Origin of the sequence: Psychromonas sp. L1A2, from assembly GCF_009828855.1 — a bacterium.
Classification (GTDB): Bacteria; Pseudomonadota; Gammaproteobacteria; order Enterobacterales; family Psychromonadaceae; genus Psychromonas.
Genome location: NZ_WUAG01000002.1, coordinates 1,038,565 through 1,061,002, shown reverse-complemented (window position 1 = coordinate 1,061,002; position 22,438 = coordinate 1,038,565). Strand labels below are relative to the sequence as shown.

Annotated in this window: 22 protein-coding genes and 1 pseudogene; 16 read left to right on the top strand and 7 right to left on the bottom strand. The window is 36.9% G+C overall.

Annotation, left to right across the window (positions count from 1 at the left end; all coding sequences use genetic code 11):
- Positions 1-121 precede the first annotated feature (121 nt).
- The 9 genes from GQR59_RS14980 (at position 122) to GQR59_RS14940 (ending at position 6,693) form a co-directional block, all read left to right on the top strand.
- Complete coding sequence (locus GQR59_RS14980) at positions 122-769, top strand: PepSY-associated TM helix domain-containing protein (protein ID WP_160064016.1); 648 nt, start codon at positions 122-124, stop codon at positions 767-769.
- A 95-nt stretch (positions 770-864) separates the two neighbouring features.
- The gene (locus GQR59_RS14975) at positions 865-1,377 is read left to right on the top strand and encodes a DUF2271 domain-containing protein (protein WP_025564830.1); all 513 of its coding nucleotides are present in this window, start codon (positions 865-867) and stop codon (positions 1,375-1,377) included.
- 90 nt (positions 1,378-1,467) lie between these two features.
- Positions 1,468-2,301, top strand: coding sequence for a DUF4198 domain-containing protein (locus GQR59_RS14970; RefSeq protein WP_160064014.1), 834 nt, complete (start codon positions 1,468-1,470; stop codon positions 2,299-2,301).
- A 14-nt stretch (positions 2,302-2,315) separates the two neighbouring features.
- Complete coding sequence (locus GQR59_RS14965; protein WP_160064012.1) at positions 2,316-2,651, top strand: hypothetical protein; 336 nt, start codon at positions 2,316-2,318, stop codon at positions 2,649-2,651.
- Positions 2,648-3,253: a DUF6162 family protein gene (locus GQR59_RS14960; protein ID WP_160064010.1), complete on the top strand. Its 606-nt coding sequence runs from the start codon at positions 2,648-2,650 to the stop codon at positions 3,251-3,253. Before GQR59_RS14965 ends, GQR59_RS14960 begins: the two co-directional genes overlap by 4 nt.
- A gap of 23 nt (positions 3,254-3,276) precedes the next feature.
- Entirely contained in the window at positions 3,277-4,179 is a 903-nt protein-coding gene (locus GQR59_RS14955; RefSeq protein WP_160064008.1) for a metal ABC transporter solute-binding protein, Zn/Mn family, read from the top strand.
- Positions 4,179-4,931 carry a metal ABC transporter ATP-binding protein gene (locus GQR59_RS14950; RefSeq protein ID WP_025564836.1) on the top strand — a complete coding sequence of 251 codons (753 nt, stop codon included), beginning with the start codon at positions 4,179-4,181 and terminating at the stop codon, positions 4,929-4,931. Before GQR59_RS14955 ends, GQR59_RS14950 begins: the two co-directional genes overlap by 1 nt.
- A complete protein-coding gene (locus GQR59_RS14945) occupies positions 4,931-5,809 on the top strand; it encodes a metal ABC transporter permease (protein WP_236546784.1) in 879 nt (292 codons plus the stop codon). Before GQR59_RS14950 ends, GQR59_RS14945 begins: the two co-directional genes overlap by 1 nt.
- Positions 5,809-6,693, top strand: a complete 885-nt coding sequence (locus GQR59_RS14940; protein ID WP_160064006.1) for an ABC transporter substrate-binding protein — start codon at positions 5,809-5,811, stop codon at positions 6,691-6,693. Before GQR59_RS14945 ends, GQR59_RS14940 begins: the two co-directional genes overlap by 1 nt.
- Positions 6,694-6,861: 168 nt before the next feature.
- Here GQR59_RS14940 and GQR59_RS14935 read toward each other — a convergent pair whose 3' ends face one another.
- A complete protein-coding gene (locus tag GQR59_RS14935; RefSeq protein WP_236546783.1) occupies positions 6,862-8,322 on the bottom strand; it encodes a hypothetical protein in 1,461 nt (486 codons plus the stop codon).
- A 473-nt stretch (positions 8,323-8,795) separates the two neighbouring features.
- Here GQR59_RS14935 and guaD point away from each other — a divergent pair, with 473 nt between their 5' ends.
- Both guaD and GQR59_RS14925 read left to right on the top strand, forming a co-directional pair.
- Positions 8,796-10,106 (top strand): guanine deaminase, encoded by a 1,311-nt coding sequence (gene guaD / locus GQR59_RS14930; protein ID WP_160064004.1) that lies wholly within the window; start codon positions 8,796-8,798, stop codon positions 10,104-10,106.
- A 110-nt stretch (positions 10,107-10,216) separates the two neighbouring features.
- Entirely contained in the window at positions 10,217-10,795 is a 579-nt protein-coding gene (locus GQR59_RS14925) for a nucleoside triphosphate pyrophosphohydrolase family protein (protein ID WP_160064002.1), read from the top strand.
- A 170-nt stretch (positions 10,796-10,965) separates the two neighbouring features.
- Here the strand turns inward: GQR59_RS14925 and GQR59_RS18950 are convergent.
- Positions 10,966-11,268: pseudogene (locus tag GQR59_RS18950) on the bottom strand (response regulator); the annotation flags it as partial.
- Positions 11,269-11,578: 310 nt separating this feature from the next.
- Between GQR59_RS18950 and GQR59_RS14915 the strand changes: the two are divergent.
- The gene (locus GQR59_RS14915) at positions 11,579-12,064 is read left to right on the top strand and encodes a GAF domain-containing protein (protein ID WP_160064000.1); all 486 of its coding nucleotides are present in this window, start codon (positions 11,579-11,581) and stop codon (positions 12,062-12,064) included.
- A 168-nt stretch (positions 12,065-12,232) separates the two neighbouring features.
- Here GQR59_RS14915 and GQR59_RS14910 read toward each other — a convergent pair whose 3' ends face one another.
- Together GQR59_RS14910 and mutS are read right to left on the bottom strand one after the other, a co-directional pair.
- The gene (locus GQR59_RS14910) at positions 12,233-13,372 is read right to left on the bottom strand and encodes a Na/Pi cotransporter family protein (protein ID WP_160063998.1); all 1,140 of its coding nucleotides are present in this window, start codon (positions 13,370-13,372) and stop codon (positions 12,233-12,235) included.
- Positions 13,373-13,904: 532 nt separating this feature from the next.
- Positions 13,905-16,514 carry a DNA mismatch repair protein MutS gene (gene mutS, locus GQR59_RS14905; RefSeq protein WP_160063996.1) on the bottom strand — a complete coding sequence of 870 codons (2,610 nt, stop codon included), beginning with the start codon at positions 16,512-16,514 and terminating at the stop codon, positions 13,905-13,907.
- A 43-nt stretch (positions 16,515-16,557) separates the two neighbouring features.
- Between mutS and GQR59_RS14900 the strand changes: the two genes are divergently transcribed.
- Complete coding sequence (locus tag GQR59_RS14900) at positions 16,558-17,058, top strand: CinA family protein (protein ID WP_025564848.1); 501 nt, start codon at positions 16,558-16,560, stop codon at positions 17,056-17,058.
- Between the two features lie 101 nt (positions 17,059-17,159).
- The gene (recA, locus tag GQR59_RS14895) at positions 17,160-18,206 is read left to right on the top strand and encodes a recombinase RecA (RefSeq protein ID WP_160063994.1); all 1,047 of its coding nucleotides are present in this window, start codon (positions 17,160-17,162) and stop codon (positions 18,204-18,206) included.
- Positions 18,207-18,418: 212 nt separating this feature from the next.
- Here the strand turns inward: recA and GQR59_RS14890 are convergent, their stop codons facing one another.
- Together GQR59_RS14890 and GQR59_RS14885 are read right to left on the bottom strand one after the other, a co-directional pair.
- Complete coding sequence (locus tag GQR59_RS14890) at positions 18,419-18,736, bottom strand: AzlD domain-containing protein (protein WP_160063992.1); 318 nt, start codon at positions 18,734-18,736, stop codon at positions 18,419-18,421.
- On the bottom strand, positions 18,733-19,485 hold the full coding sequence (locus tag GQR59_RS14885) for an AzlC family ABC transporter permease (protein WP_236546782.1): 753 nt from the start codon (positions 19,483-19,485) through the stop codon (positions 18,733-18,735). The genes GQR59_RS14890 and GQR59_RS14885 overlap by 4 nt, the downstream gene beginning before the upstream one ends.
- Positions 19,486-19,851: 366 nt before the next feature.
- Between GQR59_RS14885 and GQR59_RS14880 the strand changes: the two genes are divergently transcribed.
- Entirely contained in the window at positions 19,852-20,169 is a 318-nt protein-coding gene (locus tag GQR59_RS14880) for a putative quinol monooxygenase (RefSeq protein ID WP_160063988.1), read from the top strand.
- A 219-nt stretch (positions 20,170-20,388) separates the two neighbouring features.
- On the opposite strand, the gene GQR59_RS14875 is transcribed toward GQR59_RS14880, so the two are convergent.
- A complete protein-coding gene (locus GQR59_RS14875; protein ID WP_160063986.1) occupies positions 20,389-21,297 on the bottom strand; it encodes a LysR family transcriptional regulator in 909 nt (302 codons plus the stop codon).
- Between the two features lie 126 nt (positions 21,298-21,423).
- Between GQR59_RS14875 and GQR59_RS14870 the strand changes: the two genes are divergently transcribed.
- Positions 21,424-22,326 (top strand): pirin family protein, encoded by a 903-nt coding sequence (locus GQR59_RS14870; RefSeq protein WP_160063984.1) that lies wholly within the window; start codon positions 21,424-21,426, stop codon positions 22,324-22,326.
- Positions 22,327-22,438: the final 112 nt, after the last annotated feature.

Here is a 22,438-nt window from a genome sequence, read left to right as displayed (position 1 = left end):
ATTATTAGCCTCGCTATATAAATCTATTCAAGCTAAAGCAAATGTAAAGAATGTAAGTTTCATTATTTTTTAAATGAGAATGAATTACATTTGCATCTTTATTGTCAACCTCGTTATGAATATGTCTAATACCGTTACCAATTCGCTCAAAAATAAGAAAGTACAGTTATGGGCTCGCCGTTTACATATTTATGTTTCGATGGCGTTATTACTGGTGGTGTTGTTCTTTTCACTCACAGGAATCACCTTAAATCGTCCGCATCTTTATGTGAGTGACTCTCCGAATGTTGATCGTAATCTTTTATCAATACCAGGCCGATTCTTTGTATTAGAGCAAGGGAAGTTCAGTGTTGATAAAACACCATTATTAAATTATTTAGCCACTGAAGGAAAGCTGTCAGGAAAACCTTCAGCGATGCAGATGTTCAGTGAAGTTGAAGAAGGCGAGCTAGTCGAAGGAGAGCTTTCCTTAGATTATAAAGGACCAGGTTATAACAGCACTGTTTTCATCGATATGGTAACTCAAGAAGCTGAAATTGAAATAACACATTACGGTGCAATCGCAGTATTAAATGATCTGCATAAAGGGCGAAACAGCGGAGAAGTTTGGGCTTGGTTTATTGATATTAGCGCCTTACTCATGGTGTTTTTTGTCTTAACTGGCGTGTGTTTATTAGTGCCTAAAAAGAAGAGTTTTAGCTTAGGTCTAAAATGGACGGCTTTTGGTTCGATGGTCACGCTACTGATTTACCTGTTTGCTGTGCCTTAGCTTGACCGATTTAAAACAAAAAACAAAAAACAAAAAACGAAAAAAGAATCAAAAAAAGAGCTTAAAAACAAGAACCTAAAAACGAGAGTCTATCAATGAAAGTTAAAAATTTAACGTGTTTACTATTTAGTTTATGTATCGCTTTACCAAGCTGGGCTAAGAGCATTCCAGAAACAGCAACCATGGATATTGAGTTTGTTATACCGAATATCGAAGCGAGTATTTATGCACGCCCTTACGTTGCCGTTTGGATTGAAGACAAGCAACGCAAACCTGTCCGCACCATACAACTGTGGGTTGGCGAAGATGAATGGTTAAAAGACCTTCGCAGCTGGTGGAGAAAGGTGGGTCGTAATGATCGCGCAGTGGTTGATGCTGTTACTTCTGCAACAAGACCTGTCGGACAATATCGCTTTAGTTGGGATGGGTTAGATCAACAAGGTAAACGTGTAGAGCAAGGTGATTACACTTTTTATGTGGAAGTGGTACGAGAGCACGGTGGACGTAATTATATACGTCAAAAAATACAGCTAGCAGAAGAGGGCTTTAACATGCAGTTAGAGCCTACTGAAGAAACAGGACTAATCACCTTAGATTACCACCTGTAGACGTTGCTGAAATACTGTTTTTGAAATGTACGATGAAGTTATTTTGATTACCCAATTTTATTTTTAAATTAGTTATTAAGAGAGAGAGAAATGTTGAATAAAAAAATAAACACACTGGTTGTCCTTTGTTCTGTGCTAGCTGGAAGCATGTTGTCTAGTTTTGCTAACGCACATCCTCGATGGGTATTACCATCACACTTCACTATCTCTAAAGAAGGTGGGGATTGGTTGACCTTTGATGTGACAGCATCTCACGGCACTTTTGTAATGGATAAACCAGCAGGTAGTGAAACTGCACAAATCATCATGCCTGATGGCCGTCAAGAGCGTCCTGATTTTGTATTACGTGGCAAACGCCGATCAGTGTTTGATTTCTTCTTTTCTGAAGAAGGCACGCATCGAGTACAAATCAATAATGTACCAGGTTACGTAACACATTATAAAGCAGGTAAACGAGATACAGTAAAAAGAATACGTGCGAACAAAGTTGACCGAACTAACTTGCTACCTGAAACCTCTCGAGACATCAGTACAACGATTACTTTCACTCGAGCGGAAACGTATATCACAGTGGGTAAACCAAGTGAGAAAGCCTTCCCATTAGAAGGAAAGTTCTTGGAGCTACAACCTATTACTAAACCTGCTGACATTGTGGCAACTGAACCAGTTCGTTTTCAATTGTTCTTTAATGGTAAAGCGCAAGCTGGTGTAAAAGCTGAAATTACACGTGACGGTACTTTATACCGTAACCAACAAGATCAAATTGACGTAGTCAGTGATGAGCAAGGCTTTATTGAATTCACACCTGAAATTGCAGGTCGTTATATCCTAAAAGCGTCTCATACTGCTAAGTTAACTGATAACCCATTAGCCGATAAAATGAATGCAAGTGTACACCTTACTTTCGAAGCAATACTTCCGTAGCGGGGGGCTAAACAATGACCTTTAAAAAGTCTTTTAAAACCTCTTTTAAAACCTTAAGTGGCGCTGCGTTATTATTATCAAGCAGCACAGCCTTCGCTCACTTCCCTTTGATGCATTGCGCATTTATTGGTGAGACTATTGAGTGTGAAGCGGGTTACAGCGATGGTAGTAAAGCGATTGATTCTCGAGTGAGTATGTTTGATTACAATGACAACTTAATTGCTAAAGAAAAAACCGATAAACGCTCTATTGCTACATTTAAAAAAACAGTGGAAGAGTTTTATATTGTCTTTGATTCTGGACATGAAAGCCCTGTGGAAGTTGACAGTGTTGAGATAACAGAGAAATGATAATACAACAGCTCGTTGTAAGTGAAAATAGGGGACATGAAGGCTATTGGATTGCTTTTTTATGTGTCCTTATTTTAATGATTGGTGCGCTGTTATTACCTTATAACAGCGTTAACCACCAACATAATAACCTTCAAGCACATCAAGTGTTGATTACAGAATTAACACCCCCTCCTTTATCAATGATTGCAGAATTACGCCTTGCTTATGAAGAGATACATTACTTTCATGAAGCGAATCAAGCTTGGTTATCGGTACGGCAGTTAGAGGAAGACTGGATTGCACCTTTTGTAAAAGATAAAAGTTGGGCACACCAAGGTGAACATCAATGGTCGCAAATAGCCCCTGGTATTTATCAAAGCAAACCGGCACAGGGTGGTCCTGGTTATTTATTAAATAGCCAAGATCAGGCGCTCGATATTTGGATTGATTTTAAAAACACAACACCACAAGCAAACATCGTTAAAGTAAATGTTACTGCACAAGTTAATAGCGATGTTAAAACACGACCTAACACGCTTGATACAACATCATTAATTAAAGCAGGTTGGACTCAAGTGGTTTTTGAATCAGAACAAAACGCATCCGAACACGGTCATTAACATCATTCGCGAGACTCTCTATCATGTTTAAAACACTCACTTTAGGTTTACTGTTGATGTTAAGTAGCAGCTTAAGCCATGCAGAAAAATTAACCGTTGGTATTACATTACAACCTTATTACAGTTACGTAAAAGCCGTAGTCGGAGACCTCGTTGAGGTATTGCCTTTAGTTGATGAAGGTTTTAATCCTCATAATTATCAACCACAAGCAAATGATTTACGCCGTTTAAATATTATGGATGTCATTGTTATTAATGGTATTGGCCACGATGACTTTGCATTAAAAGTAATTAAAGCGGCTAACCGCGATGATTTAATTATTATAAAAGCCAATAAAGATGTGCCGTTATTACCTGCAATGGGGCAATCAGTTGGCAGTGGCGTAGTGAATCCCCATACCTTTGTTGGTGTTTCAACCACTATTCAGAAGGTTTATACGATTGCTAATGAGATGGCAAAAATTGACCCTGATAACGCCAAGCAATACCGAGCGAATGCCCGCCAATACGCTCTAAAATTTAGGAAAATGAAACACCAAGCCATGTTGGCGTTAAGTGATATTAATACTGCCGGTATGAAGGTTGCGACAACACATAATGCTTATGGTTATATTCTGCAAGAATTTGGTGTTGAAGTCAGTGCGGTTATTGAGCCTGCGCATGGTGTCGAACCGAGCGCTAGCCAACTACAAGAAACCATTGAAAAAATACGAGCATCAGGAATCGATGTGTTGTTTTACGAGCTTAATATGCCGAATCGTTATGTTGATACGATTGAGAAAGAAACAGGTATCAAACTATACCGTTTTTCTCACATGACTCATGGTGCTTACGAGGCAGATAAAGTAGAAGTCGAAATGCGTAATAATTTAAATACTTTGGTGGAAGCGATGAAGTTTACTGCACAACAAAAAGGCGGTGCGTAGTGGGGCCTTCAATTTCATTGAATGATGTTGGTTTACGTTATGAAAATAACATCGTATTACAGGATATTTCAGTTTCACTTGATGCGGGAAAATGTCATGTGATCATGGGGCCCAACGGCGGTGGTAAAACATCATTGTTACGTTCCATCTTAGGGTTAACGCCTTTTAAAGGGGAGATCAATGTTAACTGGACCGATAGTAAAGGCAAGATAGGTTATGTGCCACAAAAGGCGACCTTTGAACCGAGCTTACCGTTAACCGTCCTCGATTTTATTCTACTCAACCAAAGTCGTTCTCCGCTATTTTTTAACTTTAATAAAAAACACAAAGTGAAAGCATTAGCACAATTAGCGCGTTTGGGTATGGCGGATCGCGCTATGTTTCGCATGGGGCAATTGTCAGGTGGTGAACAGCAACGTGTTCTGTTTGCTCAAGCATTATTAGATAACCCCGACTTACTTATTTTAGATGAGCCCACCAATGGCATGGATGATCAAGGAGTACGTTACTTTGAGTCTTTGATCAGTGATTTAGTGAAAGAGCAGAAAACGATTCTTGTGGTACATCATGATATCAGTGCCGTGCGTCGTTTAGAGGCAACTGTGCACGTGGTAAATGGTGTGTTAATTGAAAGTGGTGATGCGAGTGAGGTATTGCAAACCAATAAGATAGAGCAGCTTTTTAATCATTATCGTAGTACGCCAGTGGCTGATGTTGTTAATGATTCAACGGTTAATAGTGAGGTGGCATAGTGGATACCTTACGTTTATTAGCAAGCCAAGGTGCGCAAGCGGGTTGGTTAAGTGAAAGCTTCTCCTATGCATTTATGGTAAATGCATTAGTGGCGGCCTTATTAGTTGGGCCGTTGTTAGGTGGTTTAGGTACATTGGTGATTGCCAAGCGCTTAGCTTTCTTTTCGGAAGCCGTTGGTCATGCGGCTTTAACCGGGATTGCGATTGGAGTGTTATTAGGTGAACCTCCTGAGAATCCGATCATTGGTTTGTTTTGTTTTTGCATGATCTTTGCGTTGTTATTACATTTTGTGCGTAACCGAACAGCGGTACCTTACGATACATTAGTCGGTGTTTTTCTTGCCGTTGCATTAGCTGGTGGGGCGGCGTTGCTGATGTACGTTGCTCGTAAAATCAATATTCACATGTTAGAGAATGTGTTATTTGGTTCTATTTTAACTATTACTGATTTTGATTTATTAGTGTTAGGCATCAGTTGTTTACTGATTATTGTGGGTCTCATGTTTACGTTTAATCGTATTTTATTGGCGTCGATTAGCCCTGATATTGCTAAGGTACGAGGTTATAACACGCATTTTTATGATTACTTATTCGTGATGATGATTACCTTAGTAACCATTGCAGCGGTTAAAATTGTTGGTGCAGTATTGGTTGGCGCATTATTACTTATCCCGGGTGCAACGGCACGTTTAATGACGAAAAGTATGGGCAGTTTTGTGCTGTTATCTTCGTTATTAGCGACTCTGAGTTGCTTGATTGGTACGTTATTGCCAATGGAGTTAAAGCTGCCTATTCCCTCTGGTGCATCGATCATTTTAGTCGCTGCTAGTTTCTTTTTAATCGCGACTATTTATCGCATTGTTGGTGGACGTACATAATGAATAAAGTCTTTAATAAGCTATTTCGCTATTCGGTCATTTTTTCTGTGCTGCTAGCATTGTTGCCAACTCAATTAATGGCAAAAGACATTTTAACCACAACACCTGTTACGTATATGTTAGCCACACAATTAATGAAAGGCTCACCCATCACAACAACTTACCTTGCTCCTAAGCGTTATGGTTTGGAACGATTAAATAATTGGTATGCGACTAAGGGAGAAGCAAAGGCATTAGAGGCTGGTAAAACGGCAACGGTGGCGATTACCCTAAAAGCATTATGGCCACAGGATCCACTATTTGTTTATGCGCGACAGGGTAATATTAATTTAATAGAAATTGATGCTTCACAATCGATATCTCCACGAGCTAAAGGCATCGCCAGTGTACAATTAAGTGATGGTAATAGTTCTATTTATGCTTGGCTTAACCCAAATAATATCGGCACTATGTTAAGTATTGTCAGTGAAGATCTAAAACGACTTTGGCCTGATTACGCTGCTTTAATAGAGAATAATCAGCAGCAGTTGCTGCTTAAAATCCGTTTGCTTGTTAATCAACAACAGCAAACCTTATTTGATGAAGAGATTGATTCGGTGGTGTTATTATCAGATCAATTGGAAGATTTTGCCTCGGCTAACCAATTGTTTGTCGTGCAACGTTTATTCAAAGCAGAGTTAGAATGGACAGATCAAGATAAGTCTGCACTAAAAGCATTATTACAAGAGTCACCGCATTTGTGGTTATTAACAACGAAGAAAGTCTCTCAACAACTCAAGCAATTATTGCCTACTTTCTCAAATATATTAGTAATTGATAGTATCGATCGTTGGGGAGGTTCAGGCATCAAGCTTGAGCAACCATTACAACGTTGGTTGTTTTAAAGTGGCATTTATTCATTAAGAACTTGTTAAAAGCTCCTTTAAAATGCTTTTATTAAATTAAGGACTTATTAACTTAAGTATTTATTAACCTGGCAATGATTAAACAAAAATGCCGTTTAGCTTTAATAAGTTAAACGGCATTTTTATAGGCGCAGAAAAAGCTAAGTATTAAAGACGTCGTTTTATGTGCATTAAAGAGTACAGTTTCGATTGTAATTTTTTATCTGTTTTGTCTTTAATTTTAGCTTCACCCGCTTTTTCTATTTCTATAATACCTGAACGATTTAAAGTGATTCGATAACGTTCAAATTGAGCCTGATATTGACCTTGGTCTAAGGCAACAATCACGTTAATTTGGTAACGCCGTTCAATAGAGGTCGTTTGGATTTTCTCTCTATTTGCTGTCGTATCTAAACGTTCGTAGACTTTACCTGTACCACCTTCTGCATAACGCGTTAGCGGACGTAAACTAAAGAATATATTTTCTTCCATTGTATCGTAACCGGCTTGAAAGCCTTGTTTGCTGACACGAGTTTCAATACGGTAATGCAGTAATTGCGCACTTTGCTTATTTTGTGAATGGCGCTCTGCTAGTAAGTCTTTACTCTGCTGCGGCAGTTTTTTACTGATGCTGTAATCTAACCAGACTTTTTGCTTTGCTATTTCTATTTGGCTTGTTGAGTCGTATAAGGTGCGAGCCCATTTAGGTTTTCCTCGTCTTATCCATCGCCATAATATGTTTTTGAATTCATCTTTAAAGACTTCACGCACCCCGTAAATAATCGCTAATAAGAAGATCATTAAAGTGGTTAACTGGCTAAATGCCCCCTGAGTTTTGATGATTAAGACTAATACAACACTCATCAATAAAGCAGTAGCAACACCGGTCACCATTTTCTTAGTGTGATTGCCGAGTACAAGAGTTTTGCTTTTAAAAATTACACCATATTCAATCAAACGGCGTAATAAACGCATTTTGTTGGCAATACGGTTAGGTTCCTTTAAAGTCGCTTCAGAGTTATAGCCTTTTTTCTTGCGGTATTGATTCTCTTCATCACAAATAGTTAATAATGCTAAACGTGTTTCAGAAAATTCACTTGGACGTGGCTTTTTAACCAGAATACGCATGATGGTTTGTTCGGTATACCACGATAAATAGTTATCTACATTTTCATAGATAGAAGTGAGTTTGGCACTTTTAGGTTGATGGCTACGATGTTTTTTTAGAATATCTAAGCAGTGCTCTATCAATTCAACCGCTGCATCATAAAAGTCAGCTAAACTCTCGCTATCATTAATCGCTAACACTTCATTCGCATCGGTATCTAATGCTGAGATATATTGGTAAGCAAATAAGTTTAAGTTACTTTTATATTCTGATGCAGAGCGTTTCATTCTAGTTGCAAAACGACGATGTAATAAAGGTAAGTGTAAGCCTTTGGTATGGTATGCACGGCGTCCATTGATACCCGCATTGAAATAATCTGTTTCCGATAAGGTGTCTTTATTTATGCCCATCTCTTTTGGTAATGAAAAATATAAATCAATACGTCTAAACGTCCCTTGTTTCATGTGGTGGGTCAGTTTAATTGATAATTTTTCGTCTTGCTTTAAAGTGAAGTTGGGCAATTTTTTCCTCCTTAGTTGGTTGAAGTATATCTGTATTATAAAGCGTTGTAATGATCAAGAACGTAATTTTTTAAAGTTTTCATATACTAATTTATTAGTTTTTTATTATTTTAAATAGAGCTGATAATAAAACCTTTGTCATTGATTTTATTCTCTTTAATCGCCTTACTTTAGCCATTATCTTATTTATCACTTCACTGCATTATATTAGTGCTTGATACACGTTAAACGCACCATTTTCTTGCATACTCCTTAACATAAAATCAATCACCTTGTAATGATCCCTATAGGAAATTAGTACTTTAAGGTTGGCATGATTTTGGCTATATTACCCATGCTTTTGGTGATTTTCGGTTGTTAATAATAAAACACTTGAAACAAGGGCTCAGTTTGCATGAGTCAAAAATCATAGTTGTCATTTAATTTGACGTTATTTAACGCAACCTGAATAAATCTAACTATGGGCATCTCTTATGAATCAACAATCAAATACAGTTATTCGTGCAAGCTTTTTACATTTTATTAACGACCCTGCAAAGGTAGAAAACGTTGATGATGCATATCAATATATTTCTGACGGGTTACTGGTTATTGAAAATGGTAAAGTAAAGTCATTGACACCATTCAATGAAAAAAGTGCAGATTTATATCCTCACCTTGAAGATAAACGTGGCCAGTTAATCATGCCTGGTTTTATCGATACACATATCCACTATCCACAAACAGAAATGATTGCAGCCTACGGTGAGCAACTTTTAGAATGGTTAGAGACTTATACGTTTCCAACCGAGAAACAGTTTAAAGATAAATTATATGCACAAAAAATATCGCAGTTTTTTATTAACGAACTATTAAAAAATGGCACCACTAGCGCATTAGTTTTCGGGACGGTTCATCCTGAATCTGTTGATGCGTTATTTGAAGAAGCTGAAAAAATAGATATGCGCATGATCGCCGGTAAAGTGATGATGGATCGTAATGCACCGGATTACTTATTAGATACGGCACAATCAAGTTATGACCAATCTAAAGCATTGATTGAAAAGTGGCATAATAAAGGTCGTTTACAATACGCTATAACACCACGTTTTGCACCCACCTCAACGCCAGAACAATTAGCATTAGCGGGTAAATTAAAAGCAGAATATCCTGATGTGTATGTTCAGACTCATTTATCTGAAAATGTAGATGAGATTGAATGGGTTAAATCGCTTTTTCCTGAACGTGAAGGTTACTTAGATGTGTATGAGCATTATGGTTTAACGGGTGATAAGTCAGTGTTTGCACATTGTATTCACCTTACCGAGACAGAGTGGGAAACATTAGCTAGAACTAAGTCAGTGATTGCATTTTGTCCTACCTCAAACTTGTTTTTAGGCAGTGGTTTATTTAATTTAGATAAAGCAGATGAGGCTAATGTATCAGTTGGTCTTGCTACTGATGTCGGCGGTGGTACGAGCTTTTCACAATTGCGTTCATTAAGTGAAGCTTACAAAATCATGCAGTTGCAAGGTAAAAAATTATCTGTTTTTAAAGGCTTATATTTAGCAACGCTAGGCAGTGCACAGTCACTTAGCTTGGATCATAAAGTCGGTAATTTTGAAAAAGGAAAAGAAGCAGACTTTATTGTATTAGATTGGGCTGCCACTGAATTACAAACATTACGCCTTGAAAACTCTAACAGCTTACAAGATAAATTATTTGCTTTAATGATGTTAGGTGATGAACGTAATATTCATTCAACTTATGTCGCAGGTAAATTAGTTTATAGCGCGGCTGATTAACTCTATTGGGTCCGCTTTCTTGCCTATAATAGAGTGAATAATTTAGTTATAATCAGATTCAGACGTTATAACTCATTTTATAATCAACTTTGTTACAGGTAGGAAACACCATGAAATTAACTCAATTATCGACTGCTATTTACGAAAAATTGTATGCCGATATTACTCAGTTTAGAGAAACTTTTGATCTAGCTTGTGCTGCGCCAGAAACGTTAGATGATAAAGCTGATGAGTTACATACTTCATTAATTATCGAAGAGTTAACTGAATTAGCCGAAGCCCCTTGTAAGGTTGAGCAAGCAGATGCGATTGTTGATAGTGTTTATGTTTTAATGGGGCGTTTAGTCCATTTAGGTGATACTAAGGTTGAAGATAACCTAGCGATTAGCTATTTGATTGACTTGTTCTTAAACGTGGCGAAACAACGCAAGATTGATTTTATGACTTGTTGGAATGAAGTACATTCAAGCAATATGAGTAAAGTATGTCGTAACCAACAAGAGTATGCGGATACCGTTGAATTTTATGCAAAGCAGGGCGTAACACTAACTGACAGTGTAAAAGGTGAGTTCATCATCGCTAAATGTGCTGAAGACGTACAAATGGAAAGTAAGTTAGTACGCAAAGGTAAGGTTCTAAAATCTGTTTATTATCGCCCTGCCGATTTAGCTCCTTTAGTTGATCTATAAATAGTTCACCTATAGAAACCATCAATATAGTGCATCTAAAAAATAATTCATTGTTTATGTAGATAACGTCCTTGTTTATATTGATAACTAAGTGTTCAGTTAAAGTCTAAACTGCAGTTATGTTTAACACTGCTTAATTACTAACTGAACACTTTTTTGTTAATCGCTACTCCGCTGCGTCTACGCGATAAAACCTGTACTCGAGCAATGAGTTCTTCCATCGCAAAAGGTTTAACTAAGTAATCATCTGCACCTTTGGAGAAGCCTTGTAATTTATCTTCAAGCGTATCTTTTGCAGTTAGTATTAAAATAGGGACATCAATGCCTTGTAACGCAATGTTTCACACACCTCTAAACCATTCATTTTCGGCATGATCGCATTTAATTTTTTCAAGTTCAAAATAATCAATAACAGCAGTCGCTAAGTCATTACCATCTTCAACTAATAGTAACTGCAACTTATCTAAATCCATGGTCAAATCTCGCTTATTGTATAGGTATTTTATTTTAGTGTAATAAATTAACAATAGTTAGGTTAACAAGAGGTTAAGTGCTTTTAGTTATATTTTTATTTGTAGTTTTTAATGTCTGTTGAAATATTTTAGTCGTTGGTCCTTTCTTCTAAATGTAACCACGTTGTTTAATTCGTATTGTGATTAAATTTGCTACTCTAATCGCGAGAGTAAAGTCATACATTTATATGCTATGTTAGAATAAATTGACTACAGAATAACCACATTAGTGATGAGCTATGTGTAAAAAGTAAACTTTAAAGGAGATGACATGATTGATAATGCTACAGATAATGTTTTTGAAGGTATTTTTGAAGATAGCCAAACACAGCAAAAAATTGATGATATTGCTAAAAAATCAGGTATGAGTTCAATCTTAGTTATGAAGTCTCATGATAATGAAATGGAAGTGGTATTAAGTGGTGGCGAGGCGGGTAAAGAAATTTATCATGCACGAGATAAAGGTAAAAAAAGCACTCATTCTGAAGGTCAACACGCGTTATATTGTGAGCGAGTGGTTAATACCAATGAAGTTTTAGAAGTGCAGGATGCAGCTAAAGATCCTAACTGGAAAGATAATGAAGATTTAACTGAGTTCGGGTTAGGAACCTATTTAGGTGTACCTATCGAAAAAGATGGCAAAGTGGTAGGTACCGTATGTGCTTTAAATAATGAATCTATCGATTTTGAAAATGAACAATATAATGTGTTAGCGCAACTACAAAAAGTGAAAGGTGATATTGAAAGTAAAATTTAACTTACTACTCAATATATAGCTTAAAAAGATAGCCTTTAAGTATGACGTTTAAAGATGATTTGTAGCTGTATAAACAAGAAATAAAGAATAAAAAAAAGCGATTCAATGAATCGCTTTTTTAATATATGCAGATTGTTTAAGCTAGTTATAATCTAGCTTTTATTTTTATTAACGTACACCCACTAAGATTAACCCTGGTAATATGAAGAAAGTACCAACAACATAACCTAAAGCTAATAATTTGTTTTTTGTACCTACGTCTGCTAACTTCTCTGCTCCTTTTAACGGTAATTCACGTAAGAATGGAATACCGTAAATAACCACAACAGCAAGGAAGTTAAACAGGAAGTGGACTAAAGCAATGGTTAATGCGGCTTCAGCCATTGGACCTGAAATTGCCGTTGCAGCTAACAATGCTGTTATTGTTGTTCCAATATTTGCACCCAGCGTGAAAGGGTATATTTGACGTGTTGTAAACATACCGCTACCCGCTAATGGAATCATTAAGCTGGTTGTTGTTGATGAAGATTGCACCATCACCGTCATTAATGCACCAGACGTAATACCAGCGATAGGGCCTTTACCTAACGCATTATGTAAGATTGCTTTAGCGCGGCCGACTAATACTTTTTTAAGTACTTTACCTAAGAAAGTCACAGAGAATAAAATAAGCACAACACCGGCTACAACCATCGCAATACCCGCCATTTTACCTGGTATGATCGATGCCATATCAGAAATAATGTTTACGCCCGGCTTAGTTAAAGGTTTCATAAAGTTAAAACCTTTCATCGACATATCAGCACTACCCACAAGTAAGTGCGAAGCCGCGCCAGCCATTTTTTCTAATAAGCCAAACATCAATTCTAATGGTAGGAAAATAAATACCGCAATTAAGTTAAAGAAGTCATGAACTGTTGCAGCACTGAAAGCACGTTTAAAGTCTTCATTGTTACGAACGTGACCAATTGAAACGATCGAGTTTGTAATAGTAGTACCAATGTTTGCGCCCATAATTAATGGAATGGCAATTGAAACAGGTAAACCGCCAGCGACTAAGCCGACTGTTACTGCTGTTACAGTCGAAGAAGATTGTACTAACGCCGTTGCTAATGTACCCAAAATCAATGCAACTAATGGATTACTTGCAAATTGGAATATCTCAGCAGCACCAGCAGCACCACCAGAGAAAAGTTTAAAGCCACTGCTCACACTACTGACAGCAACTAGCATGCAATACACTAAAAAAACGACGGCAGTCCAATTAAAGAACTGATTCATTGTTGTATTGTTATTTTGAGTCTTCATTTTTAAGCCTATTCAATTCAGCGACTATTACGCAATGATGTTAATTATTTAAGTGCGGTGATTAGAACAGAGTTTTGTTACAGAAATATTTCAATTGTCATAAAAGATTCGTTAAATTGAAATATTTATAGTTTATTTACTATATGGACAAAATTTTGCTTAAAAATAAACGGATAAAATGGCATTTTTTTAAATGTAAGTTTTAAAAATGTAGGTTTTATAAAATGCTTAAGAAGTTAACCTCTATCAGCAGGCTAATAGATAAACAGTAGGCGGAAAGATAAAGTGTAGAAATTAAGTATAGGAATAATAATACCAAAAGAATTAATAAGGTGATCATTATTGCTGGTTAAAATCCCCCCTAACTGCGTTGTGAGTTTTGAAGTGAGAACAACTATCTCCTACAACTCACGCCTTATTAGTGTTAATTTTTCCTGCGCAATCTCTGATCACTTATTTAATTCCATTGGTATAAGTATAAAAAAGGGGCTTAAATGCCCCTTACAATAACTCGAATAAACAATGAGTATTTTTATAGCTGTTCTTTTAGTTGATAAAGCATTGCCAGTGCTTGTTTAGGTGTCAATTCATCTGGATCGACTCCTTCAAGTAAAGCGACTGCTTTGTGCTTTTCAGGTTCTGAAAAATCTAGGCTAGCTTGAACTTGAGCCTCGGCCACACTATCTGCTGTTTGCTTATCATTAGTTTGGTTTTCAAAAGATTGAGATTGTTTAGAAGACGCTTCTAATTGTGCTAGTTTTTGCTTGGCATTATCTAAGACTGATTTAGGTACACCTGCTAATGCGGCAACCTGTAATCCATAACTTTTGTTGGCAGCACCTTCTTGTAACGCATGCAAAAAGGCAATAGTATCACCGTGCTCTACTGCATCTAAATGCACATTCACTAGTTCTGGAATCGTTTCAGGTAAACGTGTTAATTCAAAATAGTGTGTTGCAAATAAGGTATAGGCTTGAATTTTTTCTGCTAATTGTTCTGCACAGGCCCAAGCTAACGATAAACCATCAAAAGTACTGGTACCTCGACCTATCTCATCCATTAATACTAATGAGTTTGGCGTTGCATTATGCAATATATTCGCAGTTTCAGTCATTTCTACCATAAAGGTTGAACGACCACTTGCTAGATCATCCGACGCACCGATACGAGTGAAAATTCGATCTATAGGGCCTATTTTTGCACTTTGAGCAGGAATAAAACTACCAATGTGCGCCATCAACACCATCAACGCAACTTGACGCATATAGGTTGATTTACCACCCATGTTAGGGCCAGTAATAATCAACATACGACGTTGGTTATGTAAATTAACAGGATTCGCAATAAAAGGTGTTTTACTTACTTGCTCAACAACAGGGTGTCGGCCTTCTTCAATTTCGATACCGTTTTGTTCTTGTAACACTGGTCGAACATAATTTAGTGTTAATGCGCGCTCGGTTAACGTATTTAATACGTCTAATTCAGCTAATGCTTTGGCTGTGAATTGTAAGCTTTTTAAATGTGGCAATAATAAATCAATCAATTGCTCATAAAGTTTTTTCTCTAGTGCTAAGGCTTTACCTTGGCTAGATAATACTTTTTCTTCGTGTTCTTTTAATTCTGCAATAATGTAACGCTCTGCACCTTTAAGCGTTTGGCGACGTACATAATGCTCCGGTACATGTTCAGATTGATTTCGACTTATCTCAATGAAGTAACCATGCACTCGGTTATAACCAACCTTTAAAGTGCTGATACCAGTACTTTCACGTTCACGTTTTTCTAACGCTTCTAAATAGTCCGTTGCACCTTTTGATAAATTACGCCAATGATCTAGCTCTTCGTTATAACCTGCTTTGATCACGCCGCCATCACGTATTAACACTGGCGGATTATCAATAACTGCCGTTTCTAATAAGGTTAATAGCTCTGGATAGTTACCCATTTCTTGGCTCAATGTAGAAACGAGTTCAGAAGGTAATTCTGCAATTAAATGCTGTAATTCAGGTAATAAAGAAAAAGCGCAACGTAAACGTGTTAAATCCCGAGGGCGTGCAGAACGTAACGCTAAGCGTGCAATCACACGCTCAATATCACCGATCTGTTTAAGTGGGATAGAAAGTGCGTCAGTTAAATCAAAATCCATTAACGTTTGGATCATGGTTTGACGGTAATTTAAGACCGTTAAATTACGAATTGGCTGATGTATCCAACGTTTTAATAAACGGCTACCCATTGGGGTTACCGTAGTATCTAATATTTGCGCTAGCGTATTATCGGTCCCGCCTGCTAAATTAAAGGTTAACTCTAAGTTACGGCGTGTGGCGGCATCTAAAATAACCGTATCAGTGCTTTGTTCTAATGTAATTGATTGAATATGGGTAAGCACTGTACGTTGAGTATCTTTTAAATATTGCAATAACGCACCAGCAGCACAAATTGCAAAGTGGGCTTTTTCAATACCAAACCCGACGAGATCTTTAGTGCCTAACTGTTGGGTTAATAGTTTTTTACAGGTACCTAATTCAAATTCCCATTCAGGGCGACGACGAATCGTAGGTAAATGTTCAATTAACTCCAAACATTCAAAGTTATCGGGATATAAGAGTTCAGCTGGATTTAGACGTTGTATTTCTGCTTGTAAAGATTCAGCTTTATTAAGTTCATTAACAATAAAGCGACCACTACCAATATCTAATGAAGCAATACCAAAGGTGTCACCTTGTTGGTAAACTGAACATAATAAGTTATCTTGTTTATCATCTAATAACGCTTCATCAGTGATCGTGCCAGGGGTAATGATACGTACTATCTTACGTTCAACAGGGCCTTTGCTGGTGGCCGGATCGCCAATTTGCTCACAAATTGCAATCGATTCACCAAGGGCAATCAATTTTGCTAAGTAGCCTTCAACACTATGGTAGGGAACACCGGCCATTGGAATGGCATTGCCGCCAGTTTTTCCACGTTGAGTAAGGGAAATACCTAATAATTGTGATGCTTTACGAGCATCATCAAAAAACAGTTCGTAGAAATCACCCATACGATAAAAGAGTAAGGTGTCTGGCACTTCACTTTTTAAGGTTAAAAATTGTTGCATCATCGGAGTATGCTGTTTTAATTCTTGCGCTGTTGGCTTCATAATGAATACACTTAATAACTATTTCTAAAAAAGGCGGAAAATGATGTTTACTGAAAAAACCGTTAAAGAATTGGCGCAAGTATTAGGCGAAAAACTGACTAATGCTGGCTTGGTTGCTACAACCGCAGAATCCTGTACCGGAGGTGGTGTAGCATACGCTATTACAGAAATTTCTGGAAGTTCGCTGTGGTTTGACCGTAGTTTTGTTACCTATAGTAATGGCGCTAAAACACAGATGCTAGGTGTTGAAGACCTGTTGATTCAAGAGTTTGGGGCGGTCTCCAAAGAAGTGGTTAATGCCATGGCTATTGGCGCCATAAAAAATTCAGATGCCGATATTGCTGTTGCGATAAGCGGGATTGCAGGGCCTGATGGCGGCAGCGAAGAAAAACCAGTGGGTACGGTTTGTATTGCTTGGTATAACGCACATAGTGGACATAAAACTGAAACCTATTTATTTGTAGGTGATCGCTCTGAAGTGAGAACACAAGCAATTCGTTTAGCACTTTTAGGGCTGATAGATAACGTTGATATGCTAAACTAAATAAATATCATCATATTTTTAATAAAAAACTTGATACTGTATAAATGAGCAGTATACTGCATGCATATACAGTAAAACATAAGAAAAACACTGGAGAATACATGAGTCAGGACGCAAATAAAGATAAAGCATTAGCAGCTGCATTAGGCCAAATTGAGAAACAATTTGGTAAAGGTTCAATTATGCGTCTAGGAGACGGTGCTGCAGCAATGGAAATTGAATCTGTTTCAACTGGCTCATTAGGTTTAGATGTTGCTCTTGGAATAGGTGGTTTACCGTACGGTCGTGTTGTTGAAATATACGGTCCAGAAAGTTCTGGTAAAACGACGCTAACATTACAAGTTATTGCTGAAGCACAAAAACAAGGTAAAACTTGTGCGTTTATCGATGCAGAGCATGCGTTAGACCCTAGCTACGCAAAAAAATTAGGTGTTAATGTTGATGATCTTCTTATCTCGCAACCTGATACTGGTGAGCAAGCATTAGAAATCTGTGACATGTTAGTACGTTCAGGTGCTGTTGGTGTAGTGATTGTCGATTCTGTTGCGGCCTTAACGCCAAAAGCGGAAATTGAAGGAGACATGGGTGACTCACACATGGGTCTTCAAGCACGTCTAATGTCTCAAGCATTACGTAAACTAACCGGTAACATTAAACAAACTAATACGATGGTTATCTTTATTAATCAAATCCGTATGAAAATTGGAGTTATGTTTGGTAACCCAGAAACAACTACTGGTGGTAATGCATTAAAATTCTATGCATCAGTTCGTTTAGACATTCGTCGTATTGGCGCTGTTAAAAATGGTGATGAAATCACAGGTAATGAAACACGCGTTAAAGTGGTTAAAAACAAAGTATCACCACCGTTCAAACAAGCTGAGTTCCAAATCTTATACGGCGAAGGTATTAATAACCACGGCGAGTTAATTGATTTAGGTGTTAAACAAGAGTTAGTTGAAAAATCTGGTTCTTGGTACTCATACAACGGTAGCAAAATTGGCCAAGGTAAGAGTAACGCTTGTAAGTTCTTGCAAGAAAATCCAGCTGCTGCTAAAGAGTTAGATGAAAAGCTGCGTGAAATATTATTAACAAAACCAGAAGTTGCACCTGAAACTAAAGATGTAGAAACTGAAGCGCCTGAGTAAGTTAATCTATAAAGCTAAAAGTGCCTTTGTACTAATGGTAATACCAACTATGTTAAAGAAGCTATGTTAACTGAGCTTCTTTAACCAGTAAAATAGAGTCAGTTAATTAGTGCGATTGATATAACTAGCTAAGATAAAAACCGATGCCTACAAAGCATCGGTTTTTTTGTCTGTTTTTTCTGAGTTAGTCTGCACGAAAAATTGAAGTCCTCTTAAGCAATTAATAACTTCAACAGTAAAAAAACTAACATACCAAAGAAGATCGTTTTTAATAAACTCTTAGTCACTAGGCTGATCACCACACTAATAATTGCCGCTAATAAATAAACATTAGTAAAACTTATATCCATATCTCCATAGGGCATAACGACTGCGGGCACTATGATTGCAGTTAATACTGCTGGAGGCACAAATTTTAATGATTGTTGCATCCAGACTGGAAAAGTAATTTTCCCTGCAAAAGCAAACATGACAAAACGAATACCAAATGTAATGATGAACATGCCTAAAATTAACCAGAATTCATTCATATTTTCTTCTCCTTGTTAATAGACATTTTTTGCATACGCATCACTGATAAGCCAGCGGCAACACCTATTAATGCACTAATAATGAGCCCAAGCTTATTAGGTAAATAAGAAAAGGATAAAGAGGCTATTGCAGCACTGCACGTTGCACTTAACATGGCTTTACTATTAATGTAAGGCACCACCATACCGATAAAGGTAACTGACATAGCAAACTCTAGTCCCCAACTTGTCATATCAGGAATAATATTGCCAAGTACTAAACCAAGTGCTGTAGCCGATGACCAAGCGATATAAAAACTTAATAAAGAACCAATATAGAAAAAATGCGCGTACCGATGATCATTACCTAACGGAGAATCAGGCTGATAACGTTGGCTCATGTTAGCAAAGGTTTCATCGGTTAAGCCAAAGGCTAAAAAGGCTCGTAATGCGATTGGTAAATGAGCTACTCGAGGTACTAATGCTGTTGCGTATAACAGATGGCGTAAATTAACGACAAAAGTAGTTAACAAAATGATTTCCAGCGGTGCTTGTACTGCAATTAATGCTAAAACAATAAATTGTGCTGACCCAGCAAAAACAAACAGTGACATAGCCATGGTGGCCCATACCGAAAGTCCACTGGTTGGTGCTAATGTACCGAATAAAATTCCAAAAGGAATACCACCTATTATCAATGGGATTGCTGCTTTACAACCCGCTTTCATTTCGGCTTTTTTTAGCTGTTGATGATTGATAATATTCTCCACGATCAAGTTGATAAAATAATGACAGTATTTGACCATAGCTGAATGATTTAATAAAACTTTTTAAATAAATTATCAATTTAATTCGTTTTCATTAATGATATTGATCTATCGATACTAAGCACTTAACGACACTAAGCACTTAACGATACTAAGTATCGATCTGGAAAATCTTTTCCATTGAAAATTGGTTCAATTGGAATTTTTATATCGGCCTGTTATTAGAGATAAATAATAAGTAGTTAACGAATCTTATTTAAATAATAATTTATGATACTAAATTGAGTCTGCCAATTAAAAAATAAAATAAAATAAAAGAAATTAAATTAGATAGTGGTAGATAGTCTTACACTTTAAAAAGGATCGTAAATGATAAATTTGACGATTGTAGCGAACATTAATGTTAAACAAGATAAGATCGACTTTGTAAAAGCTGAAATGATTAAGTTAATCGATAAAACCTTGATAGAAAAAGGGTGTGTAGAATATCGTTTACACCAAGATAATAACAACCCAGCTCATTTCATATTTTATGAATGTTGGGAATCTCGTGAGTTATGGCAAATACACAGAGAAAATACACATCTAGTAGACTACCGAGTGGCAGTTGAAGGAGCAATTGAATCCTTTGATGTTAGCGAAATGACAGAGCTATTTACAGGGTCAGAATTAACTAAGTTAAGTTAAGTTAAGTTAAGTTAAGTTAAGACCCTTGATCTCAAATTGTATTCTTCTGCGGAGGAATACATTACTATCACTATTGATTAATAAGCCTTCGGCTAAGTATGAACAATCCTTCGACTAAACCTTCGATTAAATATTTAGAACTCTTCTATTAAATAGCAACAAAGATCTTAGTTATCATTTTAAGTCTTTTTTAATCCTCGTTTTCTGCCTTGTTATTTTTTATTGTAGGCTGTCCCACAACGGTTTTTGTGAAAACTTGTCACTAATAAAATCGATCAATAAACGACAGCGTTGTGATAAAAAACGGGTTTGTGGATAAACCGCATAAGCATGAAGGATAGGTAATTGATGATCCGTTAATATCGGCACTAATTGCCCTTCAGTAATAGCTTGATGAATAATAAATAGTGGTAAAGCAACAATACCTTGTCCATTGATCGCAGACATTTTTAAAAAATCGCCGTTGTTGGCTTTAATCTGTGCATTTACATCAAGCTGATGTTGTTTTTGTCGAGGGTCGGTAATATGTAATTTATGATGATCGTTTTGTGTGTATTGTAATAAACGGTGTTGGCTTAATTGTTCGATATTTATTGGCTGACCATGTTGCTTTAAATAATCTGGGCTAGCACATAAAAAGTGACGAATGCTGGTCAGCCGTTTTGCTTTTAATGTAGAGTCTTTTAAGTTAGAAATACGAATAGCCAATTCATAACCTTCTTCTACTAAATCCACATGGCGATCAGAGAAGTCGATATCAATACAAAGGTTTGTGTGTAGTTGGCTAAACTCATCAATAATCGGAGCAAGATGTGTTAAGCCAAAGGACAAAGGCGCAGTCAGTTTTAAAGTACCTTCAATATTCGTTGTAATACCACTTGTTTGCGCATTTAATTCAGCGACATCATTTAAAATAGTTAATGCTTTTTGATAATAAATACGTCCTGCATCAGTAAGGTGAGACTGACGAGTGGTACGAGAAAGCAGCTGAGTATCAAGTTGCTTTTCTAGTTCTACTAAACGCCTGCTAACCGCAGATTTTGCAATATCTAATTGTGCAGCTGCTTTGCCGATACCGCCAGACTCTACTATTCTCACAAAGAGTGCCATATTTTCCATTTGACCCATCTATTGTTCTCTTTTTGACAATTATAAATTCAAATTATTGCTGTTTATGCTCAATAGTTCAACAGTTATGATTTGTTCATCTCAATAACTGAGAGCAATAACTAAGAACAGTAACAGAGGTGAAATATGAACCATATAATAGATGCCACACTACATGGCTCACAGCAAATCTCAATTAAGCAGAGTGAGCGTAGCGTTAAAAAAATCGTTTCTGGTGTTAAAACCTCTGATGGTGATGGCGTTAAGTTAACGCGTATTATTGGTTCATCGCAGCTGGATATGTTGGATCCCTTTTTGTTATTAGACTGTTTTGAAAGTGACCAAGCTGAAGATTATATTGGTGGTTTTCCTACACATCCCCATCGAGGGTTTGAAACCGTAACTTATTTGTTAAATGGAAAGATGCGCCACAGAGATAGCGCTGGTAATGAAGGTATTATTGAACCGGGTGGTGTGCAATGGATGACGGCAGGTAAAGGTATTTTGCATTCAGAAATGCCAGAGCAAGAAGATGGTTTATTAAAAGGTTTTCAGTTATGGGTGAATCTACCGAGTCATGCAAAAATGAAGGAGCCTCAATACCAAGAATTTTTACCACATTCGATGGCGTGCGAACAATTAACGAATGGCGGCCAAATAAATGTTATCGCAGGGACAACCAATCAAGGCACTACTGGTGCAGTAACAAACGTTCATAGCGAGCCTTTGTATCTAGATGTTCATTTACCTGCGCAGCAAGTGTTAACACAATCAATTAAGCTAAATCATAATGCGTTCATTTATGTTATTGAAGGTGAAGTGATTGTTCAAAGTGCAGGAAATACAACTCATATTGAAGCTCAGAAATTAGCTGTTTTAACCAATGGTGAACAAGTTTCTTTGCAAAGCGGATTGCAAGGGAGTCGTTTTTTATTAATTGCAGGTAAACCTTTTAATGAACCTATCGCACGACATGGGCCATTTGTTATGAATACAAGAGATCAATTATTGCAGGCTTTTGATGATTTTAACCAAGGTAAATTTATTTAAATTAGTTCAATAAGAATCTAATTAACTGGCTCCTAATGAACGACGTATAAAGTTCAGCGATCAAATGGATTAAAGGAATAAAAAATTTAAATAATCGCTGAATGATTATGAA